General features: G+C 41.7%; 26 protein-coding genes and 2 pseudogenes. 12 read left to right on the top strand and 16 right to left on the bottom strand.

Annotated features, from left to right (window positions below; all coding sequences use genetic code 11):
• Positions 1-121 precede the first annotated feature (121 nt).
• The 6 genes and pseudogenes from RM049_RS39445 to surE form a co-directional block, all read right to left on the bottom strand.
• A pseudogene (locus tag RM049_RS39445) lies at positions 122-424 on the bottom strand (type II toxin-antitoxin system RelE family toxin).
• The gene (locus RM049_RS32340; RefSeq protein WP_322707095.1) at positions 414-671 is read right to left on the bottom strand and encodes a hypothetical protein; all 258 of its coding nucleotides are present in this window, start codon (positions 669-671) and stop codon (positions 414-416) included. Before RM049_RS32340 ends, RM049_RS39445 begins: the two are co-directional and overlap by 11 nt.
• 186 nt (positions 672-857) lie before the next feature.
• Positions 858-1,766 (bottom strand): MoxR family ATPase, encoded by a 909-nt coding sequence (locus RM049_RS32345; RefSeq protein ID WP_322707096.1) that lies wholly within the window; start codon positions 1,764-1,766, stop codon positions 858-860.
• A gap of 235 nt (positions 1,767-2,001) precedes the next feature.
• Positions 2,002-3,078 (bottom strand): bifunctional riboflavin kinase/FAD synthetase, encoded by a 1,077-nt coding sequence (locus RM049_RS32350; RefSeq protein WP_322707097.1) that lies wholly within the window; start codon positions 3,076-3,078, stop codon positions 2,002-2,004.
• Positions 3,079-3,210: 132 nt separating this feature from the next.
• A complete protein-coding gene (locus RM049_RS32355) occupies positions 3,211-4,107 on the bottom strand; it encodes an MBL fold metallo-hydrolase (protein WP_322675259.1) in 897 nt (298 codons plus the stop codon).
• A gap of 276 nt (positions 4,108-4,383) precedes the next feature.
• Positions 4,384-5,190, bottom strand: coding sequence for a 5'/3'-nucleotidase SurE (gene surE, locus RM049_RS32360; RefSeq protein ID WP_322707122.1), 807 nt, complete (start codon positions 5,188-5,190; stop codon positions 4,384-4,386).
• A 371-nt stretch (positions 5,191-5,561) separates the two neighbouring features.
• Between surE and pheS the strand changes: the two genes are divergently transcribed.
• From pheS to RM049_RS32395, 7 genes are all read left to right on the top strand, one after another.
• The gene (gene pheS / locus RM049_RS32365; protein ID WP_322707098.1) at positions 5,562-6,554 is read left to right on the top strand and encodes a phenylalanine--tRNA ligase subunit alpha; all 993 of its coding nucleotides are present in this window, start codon (positions 5,562-5,564) and stop codon (positions 6,552-6,554) included.
• Between the two features lie 44 nt (positions 6,555-6,598).
• Positions 6,599-6,814: a hypothetical protein gene (locus RM049_RS32370; RefSeq protein ID WP_322675258.1), complete on the top strand. Its 216-nt coding sequence runs from the start codon at positions 6,599-6,601 to the stop codon at positions 6,812-6,814.
• Complete coding sequence (locus tag RM049_RS32375) at positions 6,811-7,095, top strand: type II toxin-antitoxin system YafQ family toxin (RefSeq protein ID WP_190730806.1); 285 nt, start codon at positions 6,811-6,813, stop codon at positions 7,093-7,095. The genes RM049_RS32370 and RM049_RS32375 overlap by 4 nt, the downstream gene beginning before the upstream one ends.
• Before the next feature lie 63 nt (positions 7,096-7,158).
• Positions 7,159-7,734, top strand: a complete 576-nt coding sequence (locus RM049_RS32380; protein ID WP_322707123.1) for a Uma2 family endonuclease — start codon at positions 7,159-7,161, stop codon at positions 7,732-7,734.
• 84 nt (positions 7,735-7,818) lie between these two features.
• A complete protein-coding gene (locus RM049_RS32385) occupies positions 7,819-8,151 on the top strand; it encodes a DUF6883 domain-containing protein (protein WP_322707099.1) in 333 nt (110 codons plus the stop codon).
• Entirely contained in the window at positions 8,148-8,474 is a 327-nt protein-coding gene (locus RM049_RS32390; protein WP_322707100.1) for a DUF4926 domain-containing protein, read from the top strand. The genes RM049_RS32385 and RM049_RS32390 overlap by 4 nt, the downstream gene beginning before the upstream one ends.
• A 44-nt stretch (positions 8,475-8,518) precedes the next feature.
• Positions 8,519-9,133: a hypothetical protein gene (locus RM049_RS32395; protein WP_322707101.1), complete on the top strand. Its 615-nt coding sequence runs from the start codon at positions 8,519-8,521 to the stop codon at positions 9,131-9,133.
• A gap of 140 nt (positions 9,134-9,273) precedes the next feature.
• Here RM049_RS32395 and RM049_RS32400 read toward each other — a convergent pair whose 3' ends face one another.
• From RM049_RS32400 to RM049_RS32430, 7 genes and pseudogenes are all read right to left on the bottom strand, one after another.
• Positions 9,274-10,716, bottom strand: coding sequence for an ATP-dependent DNA helicase RecQ (locus tag RM049_RS32400; protein ID WP_322707102.1), 1,443 nt, complete (start codon positions 10,714-10,716; stop codon positions 9,274-9,276).
• Positions 10,717-10,855: 139 nt separating this feature from the next.
• A complete protein-coding gene (locus RM049_RS32405; RefSeq protein WP_322707124.1) occupies positions 10,856-11,605 on the bottom strand; it encodes a metallophosphoesterase in 750 nt (249 codons plus the stop codon).
• Positions 11,606-11,671: 66 nt separating this feature from the next.
• Positions 11,672-11,873, bottom strand: a pseudogene (locus RM049_RS32410) (IS630 transposase-related protein); the annotation flags it as partial.
• 119 nt (positions 11,874-11,992) lie between these two features.
• Positions 11,993-13,234: a bifunctional phosphopantothenoylcysteine decarboxylase/phosphopantothenate--cysteine ligase CoaBC gene (gene coaBC / locus RM049_RS32415; protein ID WP_322707103.1), complete on the bottom strand. Its 1,242-nt coding sequence runs from the start codon at positions 13,232-13,234 to the stop codon at positions 11,993-11,995.
• A gap of 101 nt (positions 13,235-13,335) precedes the next feature.
• A complete protein-coding gene (locus RM049_RS32420; RefSeq protein ID WP_094351471.1) occupies positions 13,336-13,548 on the bottom strand; it encodes a DUF2555 domain-containing protein in 213 nt (70 codons plus the stop codon).
• Positions 13,549-13,703: 155 nt separating this feature from the next.
• On the bottom strand, positions 13,704-14,309 hold the full coding sequence (locus RM049_RS32425) for an alpha/beta hydrolase (RefSeq protein WP_416211849.1): 606 nt from the start codon (positions 14,307-14,309) through the stop codon (positions 13,704-13,706).
• A 211-nt stretch (positions 14,310-14,520) separates the two neighbouring features.
• Positions 14,521-15,099 (bottom strand): Uma2 family endonuclease, encoded by a 579-nt coding sequence (locus RM049_RS32430; RefSeq protein WP_322707104.1) that lies wholly within the window; start codon positions 15,097-15,099, stop codon positions 14,521-14,523.
• 228 nt (positions 15,100-15,327) lie between these two features.
• Here RM049_RS32430 and purH point away from each other — a divergent pair, with 228 nt between their 5' ends.
• Positions 15,328-16,848, top strand: coding sequence for a bifunctional phosphoribosylaminoimidazolecarboxamide formyltransferase/IMP cyclohydrolase (purH, locus tag RM049_RS32435; RefSeq protein ID WP_322707106.1), 1,521 nt, complete (start codon positions 15,328-15,330; stop codon positions 16,846-16,848).
• A gap of 366 nt (positions 16,849-17,214) precedes the next feature.
• Here the strand turns inward: purH and RM049_RS32440 are convergent, their stop codons facing one another.
• From RM049_RS32440 to RM049_RS32450, 3 genes are all read right to left on the bottom strand, one after another.
• A complete protein-coding gene (locus tag RM049_RS32440; protein WP_322707107.1) occupies positions 17,215-17,715 on the bottom strand; it encodes a PIN domain-containing protein in 501 nt (166 codons plus the stop codon).
• Between the two features lie 5 nt (positions 17,716-17,720).
• Positions 17,721-18,020, bottom strand: coding sequence for a hypothetical protein (locus RM049_RS32445; RefSeq protein WP_322675481.1), 300 nt, complete (start codon positions 18,018-18,020; stop codon positions 17,721-17,723).
• A gap of 445 nt (positions 18,021-18,465) precedes the next feature.
• Complete coding sequence (locus RM049_RS32450; RefSeq protein WP_322707108.1) at positions 18,466-18,711, bottom strand: hypothetical protein; 246 nt, start codon at positions 18,709-18,711, stop codon at positions 18,466-18,468.
• A 129-nt stretch (positions 18,712-18,840) separates the two neighbouring features.
• Here RM049_RS32450 and gatB point away from each other — a divergent pair, with 129 nt between their 5' ends.
• The 4 genes from gatB (at position 18,841) to RM049_RS32470 (ending at position 25,583) form a co-directional block, all read left to right on the top strand.
• Complete coding sequence (gene gatB, locus RM049_RS32455; protein WP_322707109.1) at positions 18,841-20,316, top strand: Asp-tRNA(Asn)/Glu-tRNA(Gln) amidotransferase subunit GatB; 1,476 nt, start codon at positions 18,841-18,843, stop codon at positions 20,314-20,316.
• A 676-nt stretch (positions 20,317-20,992) separates the two neighbouring features.
• Complete coding sequence (argJ, locus tag RM049_RS32460; RefSeq protein ID WP_322675482.1) at positions 20,993-22,234, top strand: bifunctional ornithine acetyltransferase/N-acetylglutamate synthase; 1,242 nt, start codon at positions 20,993-20,995, stop codon at positions 22,232-22,234.
• A gap of 264 nt (positions 22,235-22,498) precedes the next feature.
• Positions 22,499-23,611: a hypothetical protein gene (locus RM049_RS32465; protein WP_322707110.1), complete on the top strand. Its 1,113-nt coding sequence runs from the start codon at positions 22,499-22,501 to the stop codon at positions 23,609-23,611.
• Positions 23,612-24,200: 589 nt separating this feature from the next.
• Positions 24,201-25,583 carry a CmpA/NrtA family ABC transporter substrate-binding protein gene (locus RM049_RS32470; RefSeq protein ID WP_322707111.1) on the top strand — a complete coding sequence of 461 codons (1,383 nt, stop codon included), beginning with the start codon at positions 24,201-24,203 and terminating at the stop codon, positions 25,581-25,583.
• The last annotated feature ends 17 nt before the right edge of the window (positions 25,584-25,600 follow it).

Here is a 25,600-nt window from a genome sequence, read left to right on the forward strand (position 1 = left end):
CTCATCCGTATTATCTCGTAATCTTTTTCAAAAATCAAATAGGATTCCTATAGTAGTTTTAACCTGACTCACTATAAAAATCAGCCACAATATCTCGGATTTCATTTGCACCAATATCTTCTCAGACAGATTTGGAATAAATCGTTAGTAGCAAAATACTTGTAGGTGACTCAACTTGATAAATCAATCGGTATCCAGCACTCTTACCTTTTTGGATACTACTGTTACGAACTCTCACCTTATAAACAACATACTCCTCACCAATGCCCGCAATTCTATCTCATACAATATTTCCTTGTTGTAATTGCTCAATAATTGGTTGAACATCAGAGCGAATATTGCGAAATTTTTTTGAAAGGTCACGCAAGTTTTGTTTATATTCAGGAGTTAAATCGATGAATACCGATAGCTGTTCATTCAGCATCAATTCCCTCCCACATTTGAGATAATGGCAAGCGTTGCCCTGTTTTGGCTTGCTGCAAGGCTCTCCTCAAACTAGCTTTAATCTCCTCAACGGGCGTATCATCAGGGTCAAGCTCTTCTGCTTCTGCTTGTTCTGAAACCAACACAATCACCCGAACCTGATGAGGATAAGTGTTTCCCTGAATCGGCTCATCTAAAATTAGGTTTCCTTGAGAATCAATTTTGCCAGTAACTTCGATCGCTTTCATCTGTTATCCACCTCTTTTGTAAGAGATTTTAACACGCCCAAATTCCGGCAGGTTCAAGAAACTTAAGTTCATTCAAGTATGACTATTATGAGGTATTTACTAAAATGAAAAATATTTTTTCCAGCAAGAAATGCAGTTACCGCTACCTTGGATAGCTGTTTTTTAGCTCGTTGAAGTCACTTTGCATTAAGGAATAGAAACCGATCGCAATAATCGCTCAACAACAGTTCTTGAATTGCGCCCTCCTCTAGGAATAAGTCGATGGCACAGAACATAAGGGACAAGAAATTTCACATCATCGGGAATGGCATAATCACGCCCTAATAGAAAAGCTAAGGCTTGAGCAGCCCGTTGTAATGCTAATGTGCCACGGGGACTGACACCAAGGGCGATTTCCTCATCTTGACGTGTTGCCCGTACCAATTCGAGAATGTATTGTTGCAAGGAAGTTGCTACTTTTACTTGAGAGCAGAGATAACGCAATTCCTGCACTTCTGCCAAGGTAATACAAGGCTGCAAATTAGCAACTTTGACACCATTTTGGAGATTTTGTAGCATCAGGAGTTCTTCTGCCTCAGAAGGATAGCCCAAACTCAGCGACAACATAAACCGATCCATTTGCGCTTCTGGCAGAGGAAAAGTACCTTGATACTCGATAGGGTTTTGAGTAGCAATTACAAAGAAGGGCTGAGGAACTGCACGAGAGACACCATCAACTGTTACCTGATGTTCCTCCATAACTTCCAATAAAGCTGACTGAGTGCGGGGTGTGGCGCGGTTAATTTCATCAGCTAATAACACATTGGTAAAGACTGGCCCAGGCAAAAAAGTAAATTCGCCGCTTTTTGGGTTCCAGATGTTGGTGCCGGTAATATCAGTTGGCAGTAAATCGGGAGTGCATTGTAGCCGTTGAAACTTGCCATCCAGCGAGCGAGCTAAGGATTTAGCGAGTAGGGTTTTACCAACACCAGGAACATCTTCTAAGAGAGCATGGCCACCACCTAGCAATGCTACTAGCACTAAGCGTATTGCCTCAGCTTTGCCAACGATGGTAAGAGCCAGATTTTGTGTTAAAGCGTCGATTTTTTCTCTCATGCGTTGTGGGGAGTGAGGAATGTGTAATGGGGAGTTGGGAGTTAGGAGTCAGGAGTTATAAGAATTCTTCCCTAATGCCCAATGCTCAATTTTCCTAAATACATTGTTCCCACTTAGAACTCGTAACTCTGCCAATTTTAGATTTTGAATTTTGAATTTTGGATTGAAATAAAAATCTAAAATCTAAAATCCAAAATTGAATGACTCCAAACTCCTAACTCTTAACTCCTAACTTTTAACTTTCCGCTCCAGCACTCAAAACTTCTCTAGCAACAACGCAGTCAAGTTGAATTTGTGTTTTCAGGGCTTCGAGAGAAGGAAATTTTTGTTCGGGGCGCAAAAATTTAACTAGTTGCACAACCAGTTTTTTGCCATACAAATCACCAGACCAATCGAATAAATGTACTTCCGCAGATGAATAAGTACCGTTTACAGTTGGACGATTACCGATATTCATGACACCCAAGTTCTCACTAGGAACAGTATCAGATGTTTCATTGAGAGTGAAAACACGGACAGCGTAGACTCCTTGACGGGGCAAAAACTTTTCTTTTGGTAATTGGAGGTTAGCGGTGGGAAAGCCAATTGTTCTGCCCAATTGTTGACCTTGAACGACATCACCAAGAAGGGCGTAAGGGCGTCCTAGTAACAGATTTGCGTTTTCGATGTCTCCCTGCTCAAGGTTTTGGCGGATCAATGAAGTGCTAATACGGGCATCTTGAGTCGGAGTAGTACTGACGCAACTGGTTTGGGTGGACGAATCACCTGTATAAGTTTGTAAGGGAACGATGGTAACGGGAATATTGTGCTTGGCGGCGAGTAATTGCAAATCTTGAGCAGTACCACTGCGCTTTTCGCCAAAACAAAAATCCTGCCCGATGCTAATTCGTTGGCATCGCAGTTGTTGCACGAGAATTTTTTCGACAAATTCTTCGGGGGTCAACGCAGACAATTCTTTATCAAAGGGTAGTAATACCAGTTGTTCTACCCCAAGCGATCGCAATTGTTGGACTTTTTCATCCAGTGGCGTTAACAAAGTCCTGGGTTGCCCTGTAAAAAACTCCTGTGGATGGGGGTCAAAGGTGACAACTGTTGAATAAGTATATTCTTGATTTGTCAGTTGATTTTCCTTTGAGTGCGGACTACTAGCTACTGATAAGTGACCACCAGCGTGCAAGACTGGTTGAATTACCCTTTGATGACCAAGATGAACGCCATCAAACTTGCCAAGGGCAACAGCAGTCGGCGTTAGTAGCCCAACGCTAGAAAAAGCAACCCGCACAGAACACCCATTTTTAGACAAATTTAGCACGTGGATTCTGAGATTTTAGGTTTATTTTAGCTCTCAGCAGGAAGCTACCCTATGGTAAACCGCCTTCAGGAGCGCTGAAAGCCTCTGATCACCAATCTAATCTAAAATCTCCAATTCCTCCGATCGCAATCTTTAGGTAGAAAACTTGCTAACAGGAAAAGATTCTGATAAGACAACTGAGGTCGGAACCTGAAGTACCAATCCTTCCCGTGCCATAATCGCACCAGGAAATTTTTCAGCGGCTTCTTTGCCGACACGATCCAAAAAGTCGTCATCGTGCGCCGGGTCGTGGTGGTAAATCACCAGAGTTTTGACGTTAGCGGCTTGTGCCACTTTTACAGCTTCTTGCCAAGTAGAATGTCCCCAGCCAATTTTCGGGGATTTTGGCGAGTGGTATTCCTCGTCTGTGTAGGTAGAATCGTAAACCAGAATGTCAGCATTACGAGCTAACCACAACACATTGTCATCAAGTCGATCGGGAAAATGTTCGGTATCAGTGATGTAAGTAGCTGCACCACCACGCCAGTTGACGCGGTATCCAACAGCTTCACCTGGATGGTTTAAAGGTGCTGTTTCTACGGTAAGGTCATCAATGTGGATTGGTTGCCCCGGTCGAATGTCGTAGAAATTTAAATTGGCTTGCATAATCTGCAAGGGTACGGGAAAGTTCGGGTGCAACATTTGATCGTTGAGGCGCTGTTCTATGGTAGAACCATCAGGTGCGATCGCGCCGTAAATATGAAAGTCATTCCCCTTTACAAACCCTGGCGTAAAGAAGGGAAAACCTTGCATGTGATCCCAGTGAGAGTGGGTAAAAAATATGTGAGCTTCTAACGGCATTTGGCGCAACAGAGATTGCCCCAAAACATGTAGTCCCGTGCCAGCATCGAAAACTAAGCGTTTATCGCCCGCTTGCATTGATATGCAAGGGGTATTACCGCCGTAACGAACAGTGTGTGGCCCAGGGCTGGGGATGCTGCCACGAACGCCCCAAAATTGTACGGTAAATTGATTCTCTATCCTAGACATGGGTGTTGCTTGCTGGACTGAGCGGGCGATAAATGAAAGAATTGTTACTTCTTTTGTTGAAGTTTATGCTGTCTCACTGATTTTGCTTGAGGAAGGATTTCTTGGTAAAACAGCATATCCTGTTTCTGGCTGATTGTGTAAATGTGAATGAAAGACGTCAGTTAGAACTTTTTAGGTTTTGGGGTGAATGTGTATCGCTTATTTCAAGAGTGCCCCTACGTTATAGCCTACATTTTTCGTGATGTATTTGAATAACCCCATTTTTGTCCTGATAAATCAAATGATTCCAGGAAAATTGAATTCCCAATCTGATAATTTATCTAATCCAGTTGCGTAAGTAAGATTGTATTGTAATGGAGTGATACTGATGTAGTTTTTACGTACAACTTCCACATCTGTAGGTACATTTGGAGGCAGATTTAATCCGCTTGGGAGTTCCACATCCTCAACTACCTCTCCGGTTAACCAGTAGTACGTTTTTCCACGAGGATCGACTCGTTTATTAAACACATCAATGTAATGCCGTAGGCCTTGACGGGTGAGAGCAACTCCGGCAATTTCTTCCCATTTGACCGCAGGAATATTGACGTTGAGCAACATTAAATCTGGCAGCGGTTTTTGGGCTAACTGGTCTACGAGAACTGTGGCAAACTTAGCAGCAGCTTGAAAATCTTTAGATGTGTGACTCATCAGACTCAGCGCTACACTGGGAATGCCTTCAATTAAACCTTCCATTGCCGCAGAAACAGTGCCAGAATACAGAATTTCAGTTCCCAAATTCGCACCTTGATTAATACCAGAGAGAACTAAATCCGGGGGAGTTTCTAGCAAAGCCCACAGCGCCAATTTGACGCAATCTGAAGGCGTACCATCACAAGCCCAAGCTTTGACAGTAGGATGAAAAATCTCTTCAACAATTTCGGCGCGAATCGGTTGGTGTAAAGTTAACCCGTGTCCAGTTGCCGATCGCTCCCGATCGGGACAAACTACACTCACATCATGACCAGCCTCTGCCAAATAGTTGGCTAGGGTACGAATCCCCAAGGCAGAAATGCCATCATCGTTGCTAATTAGTAATTTCATGGTCATTAGTCATTGGTCATTGGTCATTGGTCATTAGTCATCGATCATTAGTTATTAGTTATTTGTTATTAGCCATTTGTCAATGTCTGAGGTCACAATCAGCAAAAAAATATTTATACTCACTAGAGAGTGTGGCGGAATTTTGCCTACTTTTAAGACAAGTTGCTCAATCTCCAAGTCTGGTTAAGTGAGATGTTAGCTGGATTTACACGACCGCTGTACTAGCCCAATCGTCTATAACTGATAAACAGAGATTTGGTTTCAACCCTCACCTTTGGCTGATGTTAATGGTATAACTGTAAGTTTATTTATCGATCGGTTCACAGCTTTTGACTATAGACTAATGACAAATGACCAATGACTAATAACTAATGACTAGCAATTTAGAAGCTCAACTTTTAGCACTGCGGCAAGAAGGAGAAAAAGCGATCGCAGCCGCCGACACCTTAGAACGTCTGGAGGAACTCAGAGTTAACTATCTGGGTAAAAAAGGGGAACTGGGGGCGCTGTTGCGAAGTATGGGGCAGATGAGTGCAGAGGAACGACCAAAAATTGGAGCGATCGCCAATACAGTCAAAGAATCTCTGCAAACTAGTCTAGACCAGCAACGTGCTGCCTTAGAAGCCGCGCAAATTCAAGCTTTGCTAGAGGCGGAAACTCTGGATGTAACTATGCCGGGAATTTACAGCCCCCAAGGTCGGATTCATCCTCTCAATGGAATTATCGATCGGGCGCTGGATATCTTTGTCGGTATGGGCTATACCGTGGCTCAAGGGCCAGAGATGGAAACAGATTATTATAATTTCGAGGCTCTCAATACCCCGCCTGACCACCCCGCGCGTGATATGCAGGATACCTTCTACCTGCCAGATGGGAATCTTTTACGGACTCATACCTCATCAGTGCAAATTCGTTACATGGAAAGAGAAGAACCACCGATTCGGGTCGTGGCTCCAGGGCGAGTTTATCGGCGAGATAATGTAGACGCGACTCACTCAGCAGTTTTCCATCAAATAGAACTTTTAGCCATTGATGAGGGACTAACTTTTACAGACCTCAAAGGCACAATTAAGGTATTTTTACAAGCAATATTTGGCGATTTACCAATTCGCTTCCGCGCTAGTTATTTCCCGTTTACCGAACCTTCGGCTGAAGTGGATTTGCAGTGGAATGGGCGCTGGCTGGAAGTGATGGGCTGCGGTATGGTCGATCCAAATGTACTTAAGTCTGTGGGTTATGACCCAGAAGTTTATACAGGGTTTGCTGCCGGTTTTGGTGTAGAACGCTTTGCAATGGTGTTACATCAAATCGATGATATTCGTCGCTTGTATACTAGTGATTTGCGGTTTTTGCAGCAATTTTAGGCATACGTAATAGTTATGTACTGCAAACAAGGTAAGAATAAATAATGACTTCAGTTTCCAGGTTAGATCAAGTTCTAGAAAGCATCGAAGACTTATCAGTAGATGAACAAGAAACATTAATTGATCTGATAAGTCATAGGTTGGCAGAACGGCGGCGATCTGAAATTGCTGCTAATATCGCTCAAGCACAAGTAGAATACCAGTCGGGAAAAGTGTTCCGTGGTACAGTTACTCAAATAATGGATGAGTTACGCAAGTGATAACTGTAGTTTTGGCATCATCGTTTAAACGAGCATTTAAGCGATTGGTACGACGACAGCCAGAATTACAAGAGCGGATTGGAGAGCGGTTAGCACTACTAACCGCCGATCCATTTGATCCATTGTTGCAGACTCATAAACTTAAAGGCAAACTGTCTGGAGCTTGGGCGTGTTCAGTGGACTATGATTGTCGCATTGTCTTTAACTTCGTGCAAAATATAGAATCTGGGGAAGAGGAAATTTTGCTAATTGATATTGGCACTCATGACGAAGTGTACTGAGTTTTAAATGCTGTTCTAGTATTTTCCTACTGACAAATTTTGGATTTAGGATTGAATAATTCAATGACTGCGATCGCTGGCAAAGGTCTAACGCTTGAGGAATATTTGAAGTATGACGATGGCACCGATAGCCAATATGAACTTGTGGCAGGTGAGTTAGTTGCAATACCACCCGAAAGCCCAAAAAATGCCCAGATATCTCTCTTTTTGCTGATCAATTTCCTCAAGTTTGTCCCAGTTAATCGGTTAAGTAACAAAGTTGAAATTGTTGTTGCTGGTTCTCGCGCGACAACTCGCATTCCTGACTTAGTTGTGCTGACGGATGAACTAGCAACAGCCTTAGAAGGTGCAACGCGATCTACAATCACTTTGGATATACCACCTCCAGCATTAGTTGTCGAAGTTGTTTCTCCTGGCAAAGCTAATGAAGATCGGGACTATCGCTACAAACGTTCTGAGTATGCAGCGAGGGGAATTGCTGAATATTGGATTGTCGATCCACAAATAAATGTAGTTACCGTACTGATATTAGTTGACGGGTTTTATGAAGAAACCAGATTTACAAGAAACAGTGCGATCGCTTCTACTATTTTCCCAGAATTACAGCTAACTGCCGAGCAAGTACTCAAAGCTGGATAAAGCATATCTCAAATACTCAGACGGCTAGCCTCTCACAGTAAAATGTAGTCAATAATTCCTACCCAAAATTTATGCCATGAGCTGATGGCGTTTTTACCGCAGGATGCAATAATCGCAGAAGAAAAGCTAACTAAATATCTACTTGTGCCGTTGCCAAAAGACGATAAATCTAAATTTCTGGCTAGGGCTGGGTACACACTAGACAACTGGCAACAACTGGAACGGGATCTACGCGCTCAAGTTTTAACGCAACCTGCCGAGGCGATCGAAACAACTCGCTATGGTCAGAAGTATGCCATTCGTGCGTGTCTGCGAGGGATTAATGGCGTTGAACTCAATATTTTAACTATTTGGATGGTTGCCAACGATACAACCAAATTTGTTACCTTAGTGCCAGATCAAGGAGGAAACTTATGAAGGTAAAATACCCCCTATTCTCCCAAGTTGCTTTAACGCAAGACTTACCAGAATACAACCTGAAACGCGGGAATGTTGCAACAATTGTGGAACATTACCACATGCCTGAAGGGGAAGAGGACGGGTATAGTCTGGAAGGGTTTGATTTGCCCCATGTAACAATCGAAGTACCAGCATCTCAAATTATCCCTATTGCCCAGTGGCAGCAAGAAGAAATCATTTTAGCCAAGTTACGCCAGCTATCTGAAGCGAGGCTGTTGCAATTACAAGACTATCTCGATTTTCTGTTGCAAAAAGAAAAGTCTGAGCATCAGAGTGCTTAAACCTGTGAATGTTAGTGTGGTTGAAACTACCGGAAGTAAGAGGTATGGAGCTTGAGTATTACAAACAATACTTGCATTGTAAAACACTTGGCTTTCGCACCCTAGCCAGACAACACCTTCAGCAGTTTATTACTTCATTTGCTTCATTTAACGAGAAAGAATTGTGGACTCGCGAGTTTCTAGAAAATCCAGAATGCGATCGATATAGAATTCGCTATGAGCTTTATGAACAGCTTGTGTTTCCTGTTCTTCTTAGCGGTTATCAAAAGCGCGATCCTTGGTCAGTTTTGTGGCTTGCTCGTACAGCCCAAAATTTTTACAGAGTAAAGCATCTCCACAAGCAGATTGACTTTAAAACTGACTATGGGTTACTCAAGGAATGTTACTTGCTCGAACCCAGCAATAATGAAGTACATAAAGACTTACTAAATATTCAGATTCAATGGCTTCAGTATTGTATTCATGAATATCCAACTGGAATACTATATGGAGTAAATGGGGCAACAAGAGACGAATGCCAGGAGATTCTTTCAGAAGTTGAGTTTGCCAGAAAACTTGATGTTGAAAAAATTCAAGATAAATTCCTCAATGAGGTTCAGTCGAAAGTGCTTGAATACATCCTTAGACCTCGGAATTACAAATATCAAAGTGGTCAGTGACTTTTTCTAAGCATCTTTTTCTTTTTGAGACTTGATTTTATTTAATTACGTCCGAATGACCGGGCATATCTCCCAAAGGTTCAAATCTACCACCTAAGTATTTGGCGAGAAACTCTTCTGCGATCGCAAGCAAGGGCAGTTTAGCGGCAATTGTCGCAATGTCCGCAACGCAGGTTAGCAGCTTCTTTATCAAAACCAAAGGCATTTAACAAAAACTGCCAACGACACTGCTTAGTTGTTAGATATTGCTGCATTTGTTTAGCGGCGTGTAATTGCGTCGGTGGCTGATTTCCCGCTTTTTGCCCAATGCTGTAATGGAAAGGATCGAGCCAGTTTAACTGTCCATTGCTATGGAGTAAAGCTAGCGCCGTTGCACCTTCGGGAAATTGTCGAGTTACTGCATTCACTTCTCCCTGTTTTGGTAATTTTTTCACAAGTTGCTGCGCTATTTGTTGTTGCGATCGCATTTGCTCTTGAAAAAATTCCTGTCTTTGCTTATCCCCTGAATCTAACCACCCTGTAGGTTCACTCACCAATGTCAACGCTTCGGCTGGTTTCCCATCCCTTCCAGCGCGGCCAATTTCTTGCACATATTCAGATAGCAGATGTGGTGCGTGAAAATGGGCAACCCAGCGAACATCACTTTTATTTATCCCCATACCAAACGCACAGGTACAAACCACAAAAGGGATTTTGCCACTTAACCAGCTTGCTTCTACTTCACGGCGTTCAGTTGCACCCAATCCCGCATGATAGCTAGCTGTAGCAAAATCCATCTCTGCTAACCATTGGGCTAAATCTTCGCTATCTCTCCGAGTGCGAACGTAAACTAATCCCGATTGTTGCGGTCTATTTTGAATAAACTTTAATAATTGTTGTTTTCTACCTCGTGGTGTCCAAGCAATGCGAACGCTGGGATGCAAATTCGGACGGTAAGGATTCAAGCGGAAAATCTCTGGTTGCTGTAATTGTAAAACTGTTTGAATAGTTTTTTGGGCTGAGGGGTCAGCAGTAGCAGTAAAAGCGGCGATACTAATTTTTGTTCCTGGTGGTTTTGATTTGAGCAATGCCGGACGCACCGCCCCTAATCTGCGATAAGCTGGGCGAAAAGTATCACCCCACTGCACTAAACAATGAGCTTCATCTAAAATCAAACCATTAATTTGCAATTGCGGGTGGCATAATCTTTCCCACACTGGGACACTGAGCAAAGTTTCGGGCGATAAATAAAGTAATCTTAGCTGTTGACGTTCTAAAGCTTGCAGAGTTGCACGGCGTTGAGATGAAGACAATTCACTATGTAAAAGCGCTGCTTTTTGGTGGCTTTGTAGTAGTTCCTGAACTTGATTTTCCATCAATGCCACCAAGGGCGAAACTACCAAAGTTAATCCTGTTTGTAGCAGTGCGGGAAGTTGAAAACAAATCGACTTACCGCCACCTGTAGGCATAATAATCAGCGCATCTTTTTGTAACAATAAACTACTAACAATTTCTCCTTGCGGTGGACGGAAATCTTCATAACCCCAGATTTGTTTGAAAGCAGCGAGGACTTCTTGCCAAGATTTTGTTGTAAGCTGATTCATAATCAATAACTAGATGCACCCATATCCTTGAATGCTGAATATAGCTTTTGTTATTCAGCTAATGGTTCAGTAATTTCATCATTTTAACTGAACTGTATTGAGGTAGAAAGCGGGTTTATCCTGTCTTCTGAACTATTTATTAAATCTCCACTGATAATCCTGGATTAAAGTACTTATTTGGTTCATCTGGATAACCACGCGGATTACAAATAACGCGAGTCAAACCGATTTGATAATCTAATTGATTGTGAATGTGGCCATGAATCCATAATAATGCTCCAGACTCCTCAACTAAGGTATCAAGATTTGAAGCATAAGCAGCACTTAAAATATCTTCTTTATATTGAAAAGGTATAGACTTTGTACTAGGAGCATGATGACTGATAATTACATTTTTACCAGACAAGCCAGATAATGTATTTTTTAACCAATTAACTGATTTTTTACAAATTAGGGCTGTATCAATAGTTCTTAACTTTGAGTATTGAGGACTTAATCTAATTTTCTTGTAATCGTTCATGACTTGACTAGCTTCTACACCTGCCATACGTGGTTCACCAAACAGTTTAAAATCAGTCCATAAGGTACAACCTAAAAAATTTACATCCTCAATGGTAACTAAATCATTCTCTAGAACATAAACATTAGTTCCTAATGAATAATCTTTCAGTTTCTCAACAAGTCTTGGATAAGCACTTCCATAGTATTCATGATTACCTAATACATATATCACTGGTTTATTGGGAATATTTTGAATTGCCCATTTAATTCCTCTTTCTCTTAAATCAATATCTCCAGCTAAAACAACAATATCCGCATTTATATCAGGAGTATTAAAGGGTTTAAATTCAAGATGCAAATCACTTAATATGTGAATTTTTATGCTAATTCTATAATTGCATTGACAGAACGAAAGAAAATCATGATGCGTTTAAATCCCAATGCTATAGCAGCAGTCAGTAATTTTGTGACCATTACAAGAGTGGTTGATTTGGTAAGGCTTTATAATCTCCCGTGCTGACTTTTCGTTGAAGCCAAAGGTTGATTGTATTTCGACTGATTTGAAAAACTTGAGCCGCTTTACTCTTGTTCATCCCGTCTAACTCAATTGCCTGAATTACCTTCTGACGTAAGTCGTAACTGTAGGGTTTTGGCACGATCTGTTCTTGTACTGAATGTTTAGTCAGTATCCAATCGTACTTTAATCAGAGATTATACCGTTTGTCCTAACCATCTTGGCGGTTGCTATACCTCTACTTTCTGCAAAATTGAAAATCTAAAATTCGGTAATGACAAAATCAAATAATTGATGCGCCATTTCTAATTTAGAACAAGGTGCAATTTTTACCTGATTTCCTTGACTATCTAAAAATATCGCTTGATTATTATCGCTACCAAAACCACTATCAGCTCGATCGATAGGATTGGCAACAATAGCATCGAGTTTTTTATTGTGTAACTTTTCTAATGCCGGTTTGACAATATCGCCAGTTTGTGCAGCAAAACCAATTAATCTTTGATGCGGCTGTTTGAGTTGTGCTAACTGGGCAACTATATCCGGTACTGCTTCCAAAGGTAAAGCTTGGGGAAGCGATCGCTTGGGCAATTTCTCTGTACTATAATCTCGTGGCTTCACATCTGCCACGGCTGCTGACATCACAATGACATCAGCGCTGGGCAAACATTCCACCATGACGTGCTGCATTTGCTCGGCATTAACAACAGGAATCGCTTGTACTCCCAATGGTACATTCCAATTAGCTGGGCCATGTACCAGAGTGACGTTTGCGCCTCGATGAAATGCGGCTTGCGCTAAAGCTAATCCCATTTTACCTGTAGAAGGATTACCAATAAACCTCACTGGATCGAAAAACTCTCGCGTTCCCCCAGCACTAATTAAGACTCGTTTACCTACTAAATCTCGTTTGCCTTGAGTGTGTAACAGCGATTGGATGTGAGCCAAAATTTCTGGAGGTTCTGCTAATCTACCAGCACCAACGCGATCGCACGCTAACAATCCTGATGCTGTATTCATCCCATGATATCGGCTATCGATTAATAGCTGTTGCCAATTTCGCTGCACCGATCGCTGTTCCCACATATCAGTATTCATTGCGGGTGCTAACAGCACCGGACAAGTAGAAGCCAGCACAGTATTTGTGAGTAAATTATCTGCCATCCCGTAGGCTAGCTTTGCTAATGTATTAGCTGTCAAAGGGGCAATTACCATAATATCTGCCCATTCACCCAACTCAATATGCAACGGACGAGAGTGAGTTGGTTGCCAAAAATCATCATCTGTGTAGGCGGGATGACGAGATAGGGTGGATATTGTCAGAGGCGTGATAAATTTTTGCGCCGAACGAGTGAGGATGACTCGGATTTCCACCCCAGTTTTAAACAGCGTCGAAACCAATTCACAGATTTTGTAGGCGGCGATACCGCCACCTACACCAATGAGAACCCTGTTCAATTTTAGATTTTGGATTTTGGATTTTGGATTTAAAGGAGATTGCATTGGTACTTTCGGATTAAGCAAGTGAGACATTAACCCCTGATAATCTCTGATTGTAGCCAGTTGACCCCAATCTAAAATCTAAAATTTAAAATCCAAAATTGTTACGCTTCATCGTAGGGTTCCAAGTCTAAGAGGTAGATATAGGGTTCAACTAACTCTGGACGCTGAAATGCGATCGCTCGCAATAGATGCCAATCATTTAAACCCTCAAAAGCATTACTATAATTATCCAGTTCCAGACGTGTAGCTAGTTCTTCTACTTCTACTGCACTCATGGCAGCAATTTCTTTTTGGGAAATGCTTAGAGTTGTCATAATACTTGCCCCTCCCTTATGCAGCACTCGCCTTCAGCATGGGTTAAGTTGCGCTCTTTCGCAGCCACCCAATATATATTACTCATTAGAAGTCATTAAGTTCGTGAAAATTGTCAGAATTTGTACCAGAATTTATAAAAAATTCGTAATCCTGACTAAGCAATTGTATTTACAACGAAATTTCGTAGCACCTCTAACGTTTTTGGATCTATTTCATGCCCCATATCAAATTCGTGGTATTCTACCGCCACTCCAAGAGACTTGAGAGTTTCTCGTGCCTTCAAAGCAGCTTGCAGGGGCACAACTTCATCATATTTACCGTGAGTGATTAAAGTCGGCCCAATCCCACTTTTAGCTGCCGTTAGCGCGTCAGGATGTAAATACCCACTCATGACAACTAAACCTGCTAAGGGCAATTTTGAGCCGACATCTAAAGTCATTGCTCCGCCTTGAGAAAATCCACTCAAAATGGTACGTGACAAAGGTATGCCAGTGGTACTTTCTAAAGATTCCAAGAAATCTGTTAGCAGTTGCCGACTTTCTGCCAAACCTTGATACATATTTTCCCCCCGCAGCTCATACCATGCCCTCCCTATCGGGGAATAGGGATAAGGATAAGGTGCATTGGGCAATACAAACTGGTAATCGGGTAAGTTGAGCAATGGTAACAAAGATGCTACATCCTCAGCATTAGCACCCCAACCATGCAAAGTGACAATTAAGCCTGCTGCGGGTTGAGAAGTTGCTGTGGGAACGGTAATGGCTTGTAAAGACAGAGGTTTACTCCTAAAATTCTACTTTTATACATAGATCCTATCTCTTTAAGCAGACTTAGTATTTAGTGGCATTTGCTGTTTTACATTAACTATTTGTTCTCTGCTTCATCTTCAAGTAGGATCGTATTGAGAAGATTCAGTTCGCTAGATGCCATAAAGTAGCGATCGCTAAAAACTGTTGATTCCTGATGAAATTTTAGGGGTTTAATCCAGCTTGTTGAAAGATTGCGTGAGGGGTGATTTCCAATTCAGGTTGTAAATCATCAGTAATTATTTGATGAGATCGATAAGTAATCGGTAAGGAAGATGGCGCAAATACAGTTACAGTTCTAGCTTTTGTATCAACCACCCAAACACGAGAAACATCAGCTTTCAGATAATCAGTCGCAATTTCTGCAATTTCACCAAAAGTTTGACCAGGTGAAATGATTTCGATGACTAATTCAGGTGCGACAGGACAAGCTTCATCTAACAGCCAATCAGCAGGAAGACGGTTATAAGAAATATAGGTCAGATCGGCCACAGGCATCCAATCTTGTTGATTTCGTGTTAGTTTAATTGCCCATTCAATTACAACTCGACCTTTCGCTTGTGCCCATGCAGACAATAGTATAAATAAAGCACCAGTAGTCGAGCCATGAAAAAATTTTGGTGACATTTCATTATCTTTATATTTGGGTACAGCTTCACCGTTAACAAACTCGTATGTAATATCTCCTTCGGGAAGTGCGAGAAATTCTTCTAGGGTGAGGCGTTGATTAGAAGACTGAACCATAGGTGTTATGTGGAAAAAGATGCTTACTTTTAGTTTAGGCGATCGCAAATATTAGAGACTAAGCCTACTTAGTCCTTATTTCCAGCATTTTCGACAGTGCTAACTGTGGGGGATGTAAGCAGATAAATTACACGAGTCAATAATTATTCCTCATGGTCTTGAAGTGAACCAAGGCTTATGCAAAACTTGAGATCCTTCGCTTCTAGCCTACTTTTAAGGAATCGATCAATGGCGCGTCTAGCCCTGCTGAGTGTATCTAACAAAACTGGTTTAATTGACCTCGCCCGTAGCTTGGTTGAAGAATTCGACTTTGATTTAATCAGCAGTGGGGGAACAGCCCAAGCACTCAAAGATGCGGGACTCCCTGTTACCAAAGTTGCAGATTACACAGGTTCACCAGAAATTTTAGGTGGTCGAGTCAAAACGCTACATCCCCGAATTCATGGCGGAATTTTGGCGCGGCGAGATGTTCCTCAAGATATTACAGATTTAGAAAATAACCAAATTCGCCCGATTGATTTAGTGGTGGTGAATTTATATCCTTTTGAGGAAACGATCGCTAAACCAGGGGTAACATTATTAGAGGCTGTTGAACAAATTGATATCGGTGGCCCGGCTATGCTACGGGCATCATCGAAAAATTTCGCCCATTTGGCTGTATTATGCGATCCCGCACAGTATGACGAGTATTTAGAGGAATTGCGGCAAAATAACGGCGAAGCATCCCTAGAGTTTCGGCAAAAGGCGGCATTAAAAGGATTCTCGCACACTGCTAGCTACGATCGCGCGATCGCATCTTACCTAGCAGAAGCAGAGCAGTACACTCTTAGCGGCACACAATTACAATCTCTGCGTTACGGCGAGAACCCTCATCAACCCGCCAGCTGGTATCAAACTGGTACTACCCCAACAGGATGGGCAGCTGCTACAAAATTGCAAGGCAAAGAACTTAGTTACAATAATTTAGTTGATTTAGAAGCTGCACGCCAAATTATTGCGGAATTCACTGATACCCCAGCAGCAACAATTATCAAACATACAAATCCCTGTGGTACGGCATTGGGAAGTACTATTTCCGAAGCGTATCAAAAAGCTTTCAACGCCGATTCTACTTCTGCCTTTGGTGGAATTGTCGCACTCAACCGTCCGATTGATGCGGCTACAGCTAGCGAGTTAACTAAAACATTTTTAGAGTGTGTGGTTGCACCAAGTTGTGAAGCTGAAGCTCAAGAAATCCTAGCAAAGAAATCTAACGTGCGGGTTTTGACTCTAGCTGATTTGAGCAGTGGCCCTAAGGATACAGTGAAAGCGATCGCAGGTGGTTTTCTTGTCCAAGCTAGCGATGATATAATTGCTGACACCAGTCAATGGCAAATAGTTACCGAACGTCAACCCACCGACAGCGAATTAGCGGAATTGCTGTTTGCGTGGAAAGTTTGTAAACATGTTAAATCGAATGCCATTGTTGTCACAAGCGATCGCACTACACTAGGAGTAGGTGCTGGTCAAATGAACCGCGTCGGCTCAGTTAAAATTGCTCTAGAACAAGCTGGAGAAAAAGCCAAAGGTGCGACTCTCGCCAGCGATGGATTTTTCCCCTTTGATGATTCAGTCAAAACAGCCGCAGCCGCAGGAATTACAGCCATTGTCCAACCTGGGGGAAGTTTGCGCGATAAAGATTCTATCATTGCTGCCAACGAACTGGGCTTACTGATGGTATTAACTGGTGTACGTCACTTTTTACACTAAATCATTGCTTATTAGGTGTGCAGTTTACAAAGTGTCACACTAAATACTTTCTTTATAATTGAAGCAATGATATTATCTAATCGTGTGTGAGGAGCAAGTTAAAAATAAAAAGCGCCTGGGGTGGAAACACGGCAACACTCCCAAGCGCTTTTTAATTTGTCAGAAATTGGATTGCTTATGCAGTTTTGAAAATGTCACTCAATATACTTGCCATTTGATAGAAGTAGTGATATTATCTATTTGTGTGTGAGGAGCAAGTTAAGAATAAAAAATGTCTGGGGTGGAAACACGGCAACACTCCCAGGCATTTTTTAATTTCTATATAAAAATTATAGAAATTAACGCTTCCAAAATAATTTCATATTTTTACTTCCAGTTAAAGACACGAATATTGTTAAAGTTAATCACGTCGACTTCTACACTCGGAAGATAATTTGCTAGCTTGAAGTCATCAGTTAGGACAAGATACTTACCTTTAGATAAAGTTAGGATTCCACTGTCAGTAAGTCCAAATTTGATAAATTTTTCAGTATTAACAGCATCTAAAGTCTTTATATAGTATTCATCCAACATATCAGCATTTTGAACAAATAGAGCAAATATTGTAAAGCACTGAGAACGTTCAGGTTCAACAAGTTTATCGACAAAGTTAGAGACTTCAGTCAAAATATTTGGGGTTGTTACAAGTTTCCGAAATTTGCTAATGATTCCTACCAGAAGATCGTAATCTTCTGGTAGGAATTGCTGCGTTCGATTAAATCGGGTTATTCTTTCTCGATTGACCGTCCCAACAAAGTAAAGAAGTAGGATATTTGTATCAATTAAAATTCCCTTTTGGTGATAACGACGAATTAGGGAATTAATCATATCTTTCATACTTGTCTAATTTTCATTGCTTCTACTTCGCCAGTTTGAGAATTCACTTTAAAAAGTTTATATTCTCGTTCATACAACACAGGGGTAGAAGCAAGAGAAGAAGGAATTAAGTCTTCCAATCGGCTTTTAGGAGCTTTTTTAGGAATATCAAACCCTAGAGTAATCAACCAGAAGCTTTTATCCTCAGAAAGTTCAACTTCTTCAAGTCTCAAATCTCCTAATGAAGAACCCATCATGTCTTGTATGGATTTTATGTATCCATAGGCAGCATTTACTGCTGTTTTGACATCAATCATAATTTTATTTGATCCCTGACATAAATTTGCCAATTTAATACCTTATTATAGTAATTTATCCTTGGGTACTGGTAATTGGTTAGCACATAAATAGCAAGATCCACTCTACCTATAGCGTTTCTTTGCTAGTAAATGCAATATTCTTTCAGATAACTTTAATAAAAATCAATTGAGTAAATCTGAATTGTGGGAAATATTTTGCAAAAACTCTCTAACTTCTATTGGTTTGCAGAGAATAATAACTTGCTGGTTCGGTGTTACTTGACTAAGTTTTTCTAAAATTCCAGGGCGACGGTAATTGGGTATGACCAGATATATTTGAGAAATTCCCAATTCAATCTTTCAAGACAATCTGATGCCATATCAAATCGAGATTGTCCTGCATATATAAAGCGACGTTTAATTACTCGCGATAAACATAAAAGCCGGGGAAAGTCCAAAAAAATTACCGTATCTGCAACCGACAAACGAAGGTCGAGAGTACGCCATAGTTACCATCCATAATCCAAGATTCTCGTCGGGTTAGGTCTTGGATAATACTTTGCCATTCAGTTTTTGGAGTCTCAACCCAACCAGGATTCCAGTACCAAGCATCCAAGTGAATCACTTCTAAACTTAAGATGGTTCCCAGTTTGCGGGCTAGGGTAGATTTACCAGCACCTCCAGAACCAATGATTAAGATTTTCTTCACTTTAGATGTGCATCTCCCTTTTCAAGCCCAAAAGGTAAGCATTGCTCACCCAAATAACCGTCTTCAGAGCAACTCAATACGCCGCTACAATAGTACCACTACAAGGATTATGCCCAAATTATTGATATTATGACCACTGCTACGACTGTAAAAACTGAGTATGAAGCGATTATTGGTCTAGAAACCCATTGTCAACTGAGTACCAATACCAAGATTTTCTCTAATAGCTCTACGGCATTCGGCTCTGACCCCAATACTAACATTGACCCGGTTTGTATGGGTTTACCTGGGGTTTTACCTGTACTCAATCAAAAAGTATTAGAATACGCCGTCAAAGCTGGTTTGGCACTAAATTGTCAAATCGCTAAATATAGCAAATTTGACCGTAAGCAGTATTTTTATCCAGATTTACCGAAAAATTACCAAATTTCTCAATACGATCTACCGATCGCAGAACATGGTTGGTTAGAAATTGAGTTGGTAGATGCTGAGGGTAATCCAATTCGCAAACGCATTGGTATTACGCGTCTGCACATGGAGGAAGATGCGGGAAAATTGGTACACGCAGGTAGCGATCGCCTTTCTGGTTCTTCCTATTCTCTGGTAGACTACAATCGCGCAGGTATCCCATTAGTAGAAATTGTTTCCGAACCCGATCTGCGTTCTGGACTAGAAGCTGCTGAATATGCCGAAGAATTGCGTCGGATTGTCCGGTATCTCGGCGTGAGTGACGGCAACATGGAACAAGGATCTCTGCGTTGCGATGTCAACATTTCTGTGCGTCCAGTGGGACGAAAGGAGTTTGGCACCAAGGTAGAAATTAAAAACATGAACTCCTTCAGCGCCATCCAACGGGCGATTGACTACGAAATTGAACGCCAAATCGCTGCCATCGAAGCAGGCGATCGCATCATCCAAGAAACTCGACTGTGGCAAGAAGGCGCTCAATGCACAAGTAGTATGCGCGTGAAAGAAGGTTCTAGTGATTACCGCTACTTCCCCGAACCAGATTTAGCACCAATTGAGGTGTCAAATGCACAATTAGAGCAATGGCGTAGCGAACTACCAGAATTACCAGCCCAAAAACGCCATCATTATGAAAATGAGTTGGGGCTTTCCCCTTACGATGCGCGAGTGTTAACAGAAGATCGTTCAATAGCCGAATATTTTGAAACTGCGATCGCATCTGGAGCAAATCCCAAAGCTGCTGCCAACTGGATTACTCAAGATATTGCCGCCCACCTCAATAAGCAAAAACTCAGTATTAGTCAAATCGGGCTGACTCCCACCAATTTAGCAGATATTATCACTCGCATTGAAACGGGCAAAATTAGCAATGCTCAAGCTAAACAAAAGTTGCCAGATTTGCTTAGTGGTATTTCTCCTGAAAAAGCCTTTGCAGGTCAAGAGTTAATCACCGATCCTAGTGTACTGGAACCTATTGTCGATGAAGTCATAGCCGCCAATCCCAAAGAACTAGAAAAGTATCGCAACGGTAATATCAACCTCAAAGGCTTCTTTGTCGGACAAGTTCTCAAAAAGACAGACAAACGTGCCGATCCTAAGCTGACTAACGAATTGGTCGAGAAAAAACTGAACGCTTAGAGTTTCGGTCAAGCTAGCTTTGCTGGGTGAGGAAGTAGGAGGAGCAGAGGGGCAGGGGAGCAGGGGAGCAGGGGAGAAGAGTTTTCCCCTCAGCAAGAGCAGCACCCCGCCCCTCTGCCTCTTATGCCCAATCCCCCATGCCCAATTCCCAATTCCCCGACTAAGTATTTTCCCGGTCTTGCTTCACACAATCTTCATATAAAAGCTGGTGACAACCCTCATACGTAAAATGATATGCTGTGGTAAGTAGATGCACCCTGATGATCTGGAGAGCTGCCTAAGTAGCTCTCTTTTTTATTTTATTTTCGTGGTATTTACGGATAAATTTCAAAATTTTTAGAAATAGCCTCAATAAATAAGTATTAACCCTTAAAAAGTAAATGAGAGAGATTAGTAAGTAGATGTATCCTAACGATCTACAGAGCAACCCAAGTAACTCTCTTTTTTTTGTTTTAGTTTTTCGTCATAAGAAAGGTAAAAACAATTATGCCAATCGCCAACTGGTGCATTATTATTGCCATCAGCAAATAAACTCACAATAAAAAGGACTGGGGACTGGGGAAGTAGGGCAAAACTAATAACTCTTAACTCCTAACTCAGCACTGAGAACTTTTCCAAGGTACTTTTGTAAAGTGCATATTGACCTATCTAACCTGATAGTTGTAAAGGAAGAATGATGGCAGATTGGCAAAAAATCACAGGTGGTATCACAGCACCAAGGGGGTATCAGGCGGCGGGAATTACCGCAGGATTGAAACCTTCGGGGTTGCCAGATTTAGCTTTGATATTCTCAGAGGTGGAAGCGATCGCAGCTGGTGTATTTACCACCAGCCAAGTGAAAGCTGCCTGCGTAGAATATTGTCGCCAACGCTTGCAAGCCAAACAAAGCGCTCGTGCCATCCTCTGCAACGCTGGACAAGCAAACGCCGCGACAGGAACTCAAGGCAACCTTGATACCCTAGAATCTGCTCTAGCAGTAGCCCAAGCCCTGAACATCTCGTCTGAATCTGTGTTATTGGCTTCCACTGGTGTAATTGGTCAAAGAATTAAGATGGATGCTTTGCGAAGTGGAATTCCTAAAGTAGTAGCAGCACTATCAGCAACAGGTTCAGATGCTGCTGCTGGGGCGATTATTACTACAGACTTGGTAACAAAATCCATTGCTCTACAGACAACTATAAGCGACCGCCCGGTAAGAATTGGCGGCATTGCCAAAGGTTCCGGCATGATTCACCCCAATATGGCAACCATGCTGGCGTTTGTGACTTGTGATGCTGTGGTTTCGCCTCACCTTTGGCAACAGATGTTAGCAAGGGCAGCTGATAGAAGCTTTAATTCCATCACTGTGGATGGTGACACCAGCACCAACGACAGCTTAATTGCCTTGGCAAACGGTCAATCTCGCACCCCAGCAATTACAGAATGGGGCGCAGAAGCAGAGAAATTAGAGGCGATGTTAACAGCAGTTTGCCAGCATCTAGCCAAAGCGATCGCTCGTGATGGTGAAGGTGCAACCTGTCTAATAGAAGTAGAAGTAACAGGGGCCCATGATGAAATTTCAGCCCGACAAATAGCCAAAACCATCGCTGGTTCATCCTTAGTTAAATCTGCAATCTTTGGACGCGATCCAAATTGGGGACGCATCGCCGCCGCCGCCGGACGTGCAGGTGTACCCTTTGAGCAAGAAAACCTGCAAATTAAGCTAGGGAATTTCTTAATGTTAGAAAATGGACAACCTCTGCAATTTGACCGTGCAGCCGCAAGTGCTTATTTGAAAAAAGCATCAATGGGTGCTTATCTTCAAGAAGATACAGTGTCAATCTCCGTTAACGTTGGCAATGGTTATGGTGTAGGTAAAGCTTGGGGTTGTGATTTGAGTTATGACTACGTGAAAATTAACGCCGAATACACTACCTGAACTACTCCCAATTATTGCCTTGTAGAGACGCGATTCATCGCGTCTTTACCCAAGGATGTATTGCAATCATTAATTGAACGTGAGTTCGATGAACCTCTCCCACGGGGAAAGGGAGGAGCAACGAGAAATTAGGGTTTTGGCTCCCCTCTCTGTGTCCAAGAGGGGTTGGGGGAGAGGTCAAAAAAGGGCTTGTCGAACTCACGTTAATTGAATTGGTATCACAATAGTCTTACGCTTTCTCATGCTGTGGCTGGATGGGAGAAAATGCCTAAGAAGCATATAGAACTTAGAAGGAAGAGATACTTCAAGCTCAGTTCACAAATCGCTCAGTTGGATAATACACAATTGCGTTCTCTCTTTGACACTAGTGAGTCGAATGAGTCGAGTACGGGTTGGGGGATGAATCACATCATCGTCCTTGAGGAATCCAAGGTCTTTGTGAAACGTGTTCCGGTTACAAACATCGAATTTGACAATCTGTTCTCCACCAGAAACCTCTATGACCTGCCGACTTACTGTAATTACGGCTTCGGTTCTACCGGTTTTGGGGTCTTCCGGGAACTTGTTACCCATATCAAGACAACTAACTGGGTATTGTCGGGCGTAATTGCCACTTTCCCACTGATGTACCATTATCGGATTATTCCTTTCTCCGGGCGGCGTGCGGATGTCGATATGGAACATCTAAAAGATTATGTGGAGTACTGGGGCAATAGTGCCAACGCCGGGAATTATATGTTAGATAGAGCGATCGCTAACTATGAGTTGGTTCTATTTCTAGAATACATACCACATATTCTGGAAACATGGCTGCAAGACAACCCCAACAAACTTCAGAAACCCCTGGATGACTTATGCACTACGATTACCTTTTTGAGAAAGAAGGGAATTATCCACTTTGACGCACATTTTCGCAATATTCTCACCGACGGGAAGCAGACATATTTGACCGATTTTGGTTTGGTACTTGATAAGAGTTTTACGTTGACTAAAGATGAAAAGTCTTTTTTTAAGCAGAACACATTTTATGACTACGGAGAAGTCCTGCGGAATCTTGGTCATCTGATTCGATCGCCCTATGATTTGTGTTCGGAGAAAGATAAACGCCGGATTATGGAAAAATATGGCATCAAAGAAGGCTTAAAACCTTATGAACTGCGCTCTATATTACTCGACAACATTGAGCAGATACATGCTGATGGAGCCATGAAGTTAGATAAGTTTTATGTTGCCAGCATCGTCAAGTACCGCAGTATCATTGCGCTGATGCAAGACTTCTTTTCTGATATGTGGGTAAATAACAACAAAGACACTAAACTTCGTCACAAAGAACTACGGCTGCTGCTTAAAGAGACAGGGTTTATTCGTGGTGTTTGAAAACGGCAGATAGTTGCGATCGCAAGATAATAAATACACCTATTTGGGGTATTTGCTTAGGTCTTCAACTTTCCCAGCCTTACCATCTTGCTCTCACCGCAGTGCGCTCCTAAATTATAGGGATAACATAATGGTTGTGATAAATAAAAACTTATATATGACAAATAACTATTAAAATTAAGTTACAAAAGAAGTGAAGACAGGAAATCATAAGGTAAACATAATACTCATCATAAATAAGAGTTTATATATTAGAAATTCTTCCTATAGTTAACTAAAATAGATAAACTTTTCCTTATACATCCAATCTAATATTTATTTAATAATCTCGACTCCAAGTTAACAATTTCGGCTTCAAAGGCTGTAAACTGATTTCAACAAGGTGAATGACACCTCTGCATCACACTAGAAAAGCAGAGCCAATAATTTAACCGAGTTTTTATATAGCTAGCTATTTCATTAATGAGATGGCTGCGATCGCTTGGCAAAATATAGCTTGATTAATCATGAATAATGCAAGAAATACAAGGTTTTTTGCCTAAATTGTCATAGCTATAAAAAATAACATTAACGTTTTCAGGAGATATTTATGACAGAATTTTTTAATCAAATTTCTCGCCGCAAATTCATCTTCACAGCCGGAGTATCTGCGAGTGCTGTATTGCTCAAAGGCTGCTTGGGTAATCCTCCTGAAAACCTGACTGGTGGAAGCTCTCAAGCACAGCCAACTGCTCAAACGGTTGCTAATATTAGCCCCGAACAAACACCAGAAACTACTACCGTCAAGTTAGGATATATTCCCATTGTAGAAGCGGCTCCTTTAATTATTGCTAAAGAAAAAGGCTTTTTTGCCAAGTATGGCATGACTAATGTTGACCTTTCCAAACAAGCTTCTTGGGGTGCAGCAAGGGACAACGTAGAAATTGGTTCTGCTGGTGGTGGTATAGATGGCGGTCAATGGCAGATGCCAATGCCACATTTAATTACAGAAGGTTTAATTACTAAGGGTAATCAAAAAATTCCCATGTATGTATTATGTCAATTAATTACGCATGGAAATGGAATTGCGATCGCAAACAAGCACCAAGGCAAAGGTATTAGTTTACAACTCGCCAGCGCTAAGTCTTTGCTTAAGGAATTAAAATCTTCAACACCCTTCACAGCTGCATTTACCTTTCCCCATGTCAACCAAGATTTATGGATTCGCTACTGGTTAGCAGCAGGCGGCTTAGACCCGGATGCAGATGTCAAATTGCTCACAGTACCAGCAGCGCAAACTGTGGCCAACATGAAAACAGGAACAATGGATGCCTTTAGTACAGGCGACCCTTGGCCTTATCGCCTAGTTCAAGAAAAAATTGGCTATGTAGCAGCATTAACCGCAGAAATTTGGAAAAATCATCCTGAAGAATATGTTGCCATGAGAGGCGACTGGGTTGATAAAAATCCCAAGGCTACCAAAGCAATTTTAAAAGGAATTATGGAAGCCCAACAGTGGTTAGATAATTTTGACAACCGCAAAGAAGCGGCTGAAATTCTGGCTGGACGAAATTATTTCAATCTTTCGTCACCAGAAATACTGGCAGATCCATACCAAGGCAAGTATGACATGGGCGATGGTCGCAAAATTGATGATAAATCAATGGCTGCTTACTATTGGAAAGATGGAAAAGGTAATGTTTCTTATCCATATAAGAGTCACGATTTATGGTTCATCACTGAAAACGTTCGTTGGGGATTCTTGCCAAAAGATTACGTAGACAATAATGCTGCTAAGGCTAGAGAACTTATCAACAAAGTTAATCGCGAAGATATTTGGAAAGAAGCTGCCAAAGAAGCTGGAATTGCCGCTGCTGATATTCCTACAAATACATCCCGTGGTGTAGAAGAGTTTTTTGATGGCATCAAATTTGACCCTGAAAAGCCAGAAGAATATTTAAAGAGTTTGAAAATCAAAAAGGTCAGTATTTAGAGGCACGATTAACCTCT

This window comes from Nostoc sp. DedQUE04 (assembly GCF_034530995.1).
Classification (GTDB): domain Bacteria; phylum Cyanobacteriota; class Cyanobacteriia; order Cyanobacteriales; family Nostocaceae; genus Nostoc.

What these genes read in the sequence shown, in the direction of transcription:
- RM049_RS32400 (WP_322707102.1), bottom strand. Translation starts at nt 10,716, where the DNA reads ATGAATCAGCTTACAACAAAATCTTGGCAAGAAGTCCTCGCTGCTTTC.
- RM049_RS32395 (WP_322707101.1), top strand. Translation starts at nt 8,519, where the DNA reads ATGGAGCTTGAGTATTACAAACAATACTTGCATTGTAAAACACTTGGC.
- argJ (WP_322675482.1), top strand. Translation starts at nt 20,993, where the DNA reads ATGGCAGATTGGCAAAAAATCACAGGTGGTATCACAGCACCAAGGGGG.
- coaBC (WP_322707103.1), bottom strand. Translation starts at nt 13,234, where the DNA reads ATGCAATCTCCTTTAAATCCAAAATCCAAAATCCAAAATCTAAAATTG.
- pheS (WP_322707098.1), top strand. Translation starts at nt 5,562, where the DNA reads ATGACTAGCAATTTAGAAGCTCAACTTTTAGCACTGCGGCAAGAAGGA.
- purH (WP_322707106.1), top strand. Translation starts at nt 15,328, where the DNA reads ATGGCGCGTCTAGCCCTGCTGAGTGTATCTAACAAAACTGGTTTAATT.
- surE (WP_322707122.1), bottom strand. Translation starts at nt 5,190, where the DNA reads ATGAAATTACTAATTAGCAACGATGATGGCATTTCTGCCTTGGGGATT.
- RM049_RS32355 (WP_322675259.1), bottom strand. Translation starts at nt 4,107, where the DNA reads ATGTCTAGGATAGAGAATCAATTTACCGTACAATTTTGGGGCGTTCGT.
- RM049_RS32470 (WP_322707111.1), top strand. Translation starts at nt 24,201, where the DNA reads ATGACAGAATTTTTTAATCAAATTTCTCGCCGCAAATTCATCTTCACA.
- RM049_RS32420 (WP_094351471.1), bottom strand. Translation starts at nt 13,548, where the DNA reads ATGACAACTCTAAGCATTTCCCAAAAAGAAATTGCTGCCATGAGTGCA.
- RM049_RS32465 (WP_322707110.1), top strand. Translation starts at nt 22,499, where the DNA reads ATGCCTAAGAAGCATATAGAACTTAGAAGGAAGAGATACTTCAAGCTC.
- RM049_RS32340 (WP_322707095.1), bottom strand. Translation starts at nt 671, where the DNA reads ATGAAAGCGATCGAAGTTACTGGCAAAATTGATTCTCAAGGAAACCTA.
- RM049_RS32390 (WP_322707100.1), top strand. Translation starts at nt 8,148, where the DNA reads ATGAAGGTAAAATACCCCCTATTCTCCCAAGTTGCTTTAACGCAAGAC.
- RM049_RS32345 (WP_322707096.1), bottom strand. Translation starts at nt 1,766, where the DNA reads ATGAGAGAAAAAATCGACGCTTTAACACAAAATCTGGCTCTTACCATC.
- RM049_RS32380 (WP_322707123.1), top strand. Translation starts at nt 7,159, where the DNA reads ATGACTGCGATCGCTGGCAAAGGTCTAACGCTTGAGGAATATTTGAAG.
- RM049_RS32445 (WP_322675481.1), bottom strand. Translation starts at nt 18,020, where the DNA reads ATGATTGATGTCAAAACAGCAGTAAATGCTGCCTATGGATACATAAAA.
- gatB (WP_322707109.1), top strand. Translation starts at nt 18,841, where the DNA reads ATGACCACTGCTACGACTGTAAAAACTGAGTATGAAGCGATTATTGGT.
- RM049_RS32430 (WP_322707104.1), bottom strand. Translation starts at nt 15,099, where the DNA reads ATGGTTCAGTCTTCTAATCAACGCCTCACCCTAGAAGAATTTCTCGCA.
- RM049_RS32440 (WP_322707107.1), bottom strand. Translation starts at nt 17,715, where the DNA reads ATGATTAATTCCCTAATTCGTCGTTATCACCAAAAGGGAATTTTAATT.
- RM049_RS32370 (WP_322675258.1), top strand. Translation starts at nt 6,599, where the DNA reads ATGACTTCAGTTTCCAGGTTAGATCAAGTTCTAGAAAGCATCGAAGAC.
- RM049_RS32385 (WP_322707099.1), top strand. Translation starts at nt 7,819, where the DNA reads ATGGCGTTTTTACCGCAGGATGCAATAATCGCAGAAGAAAAGCTAACT.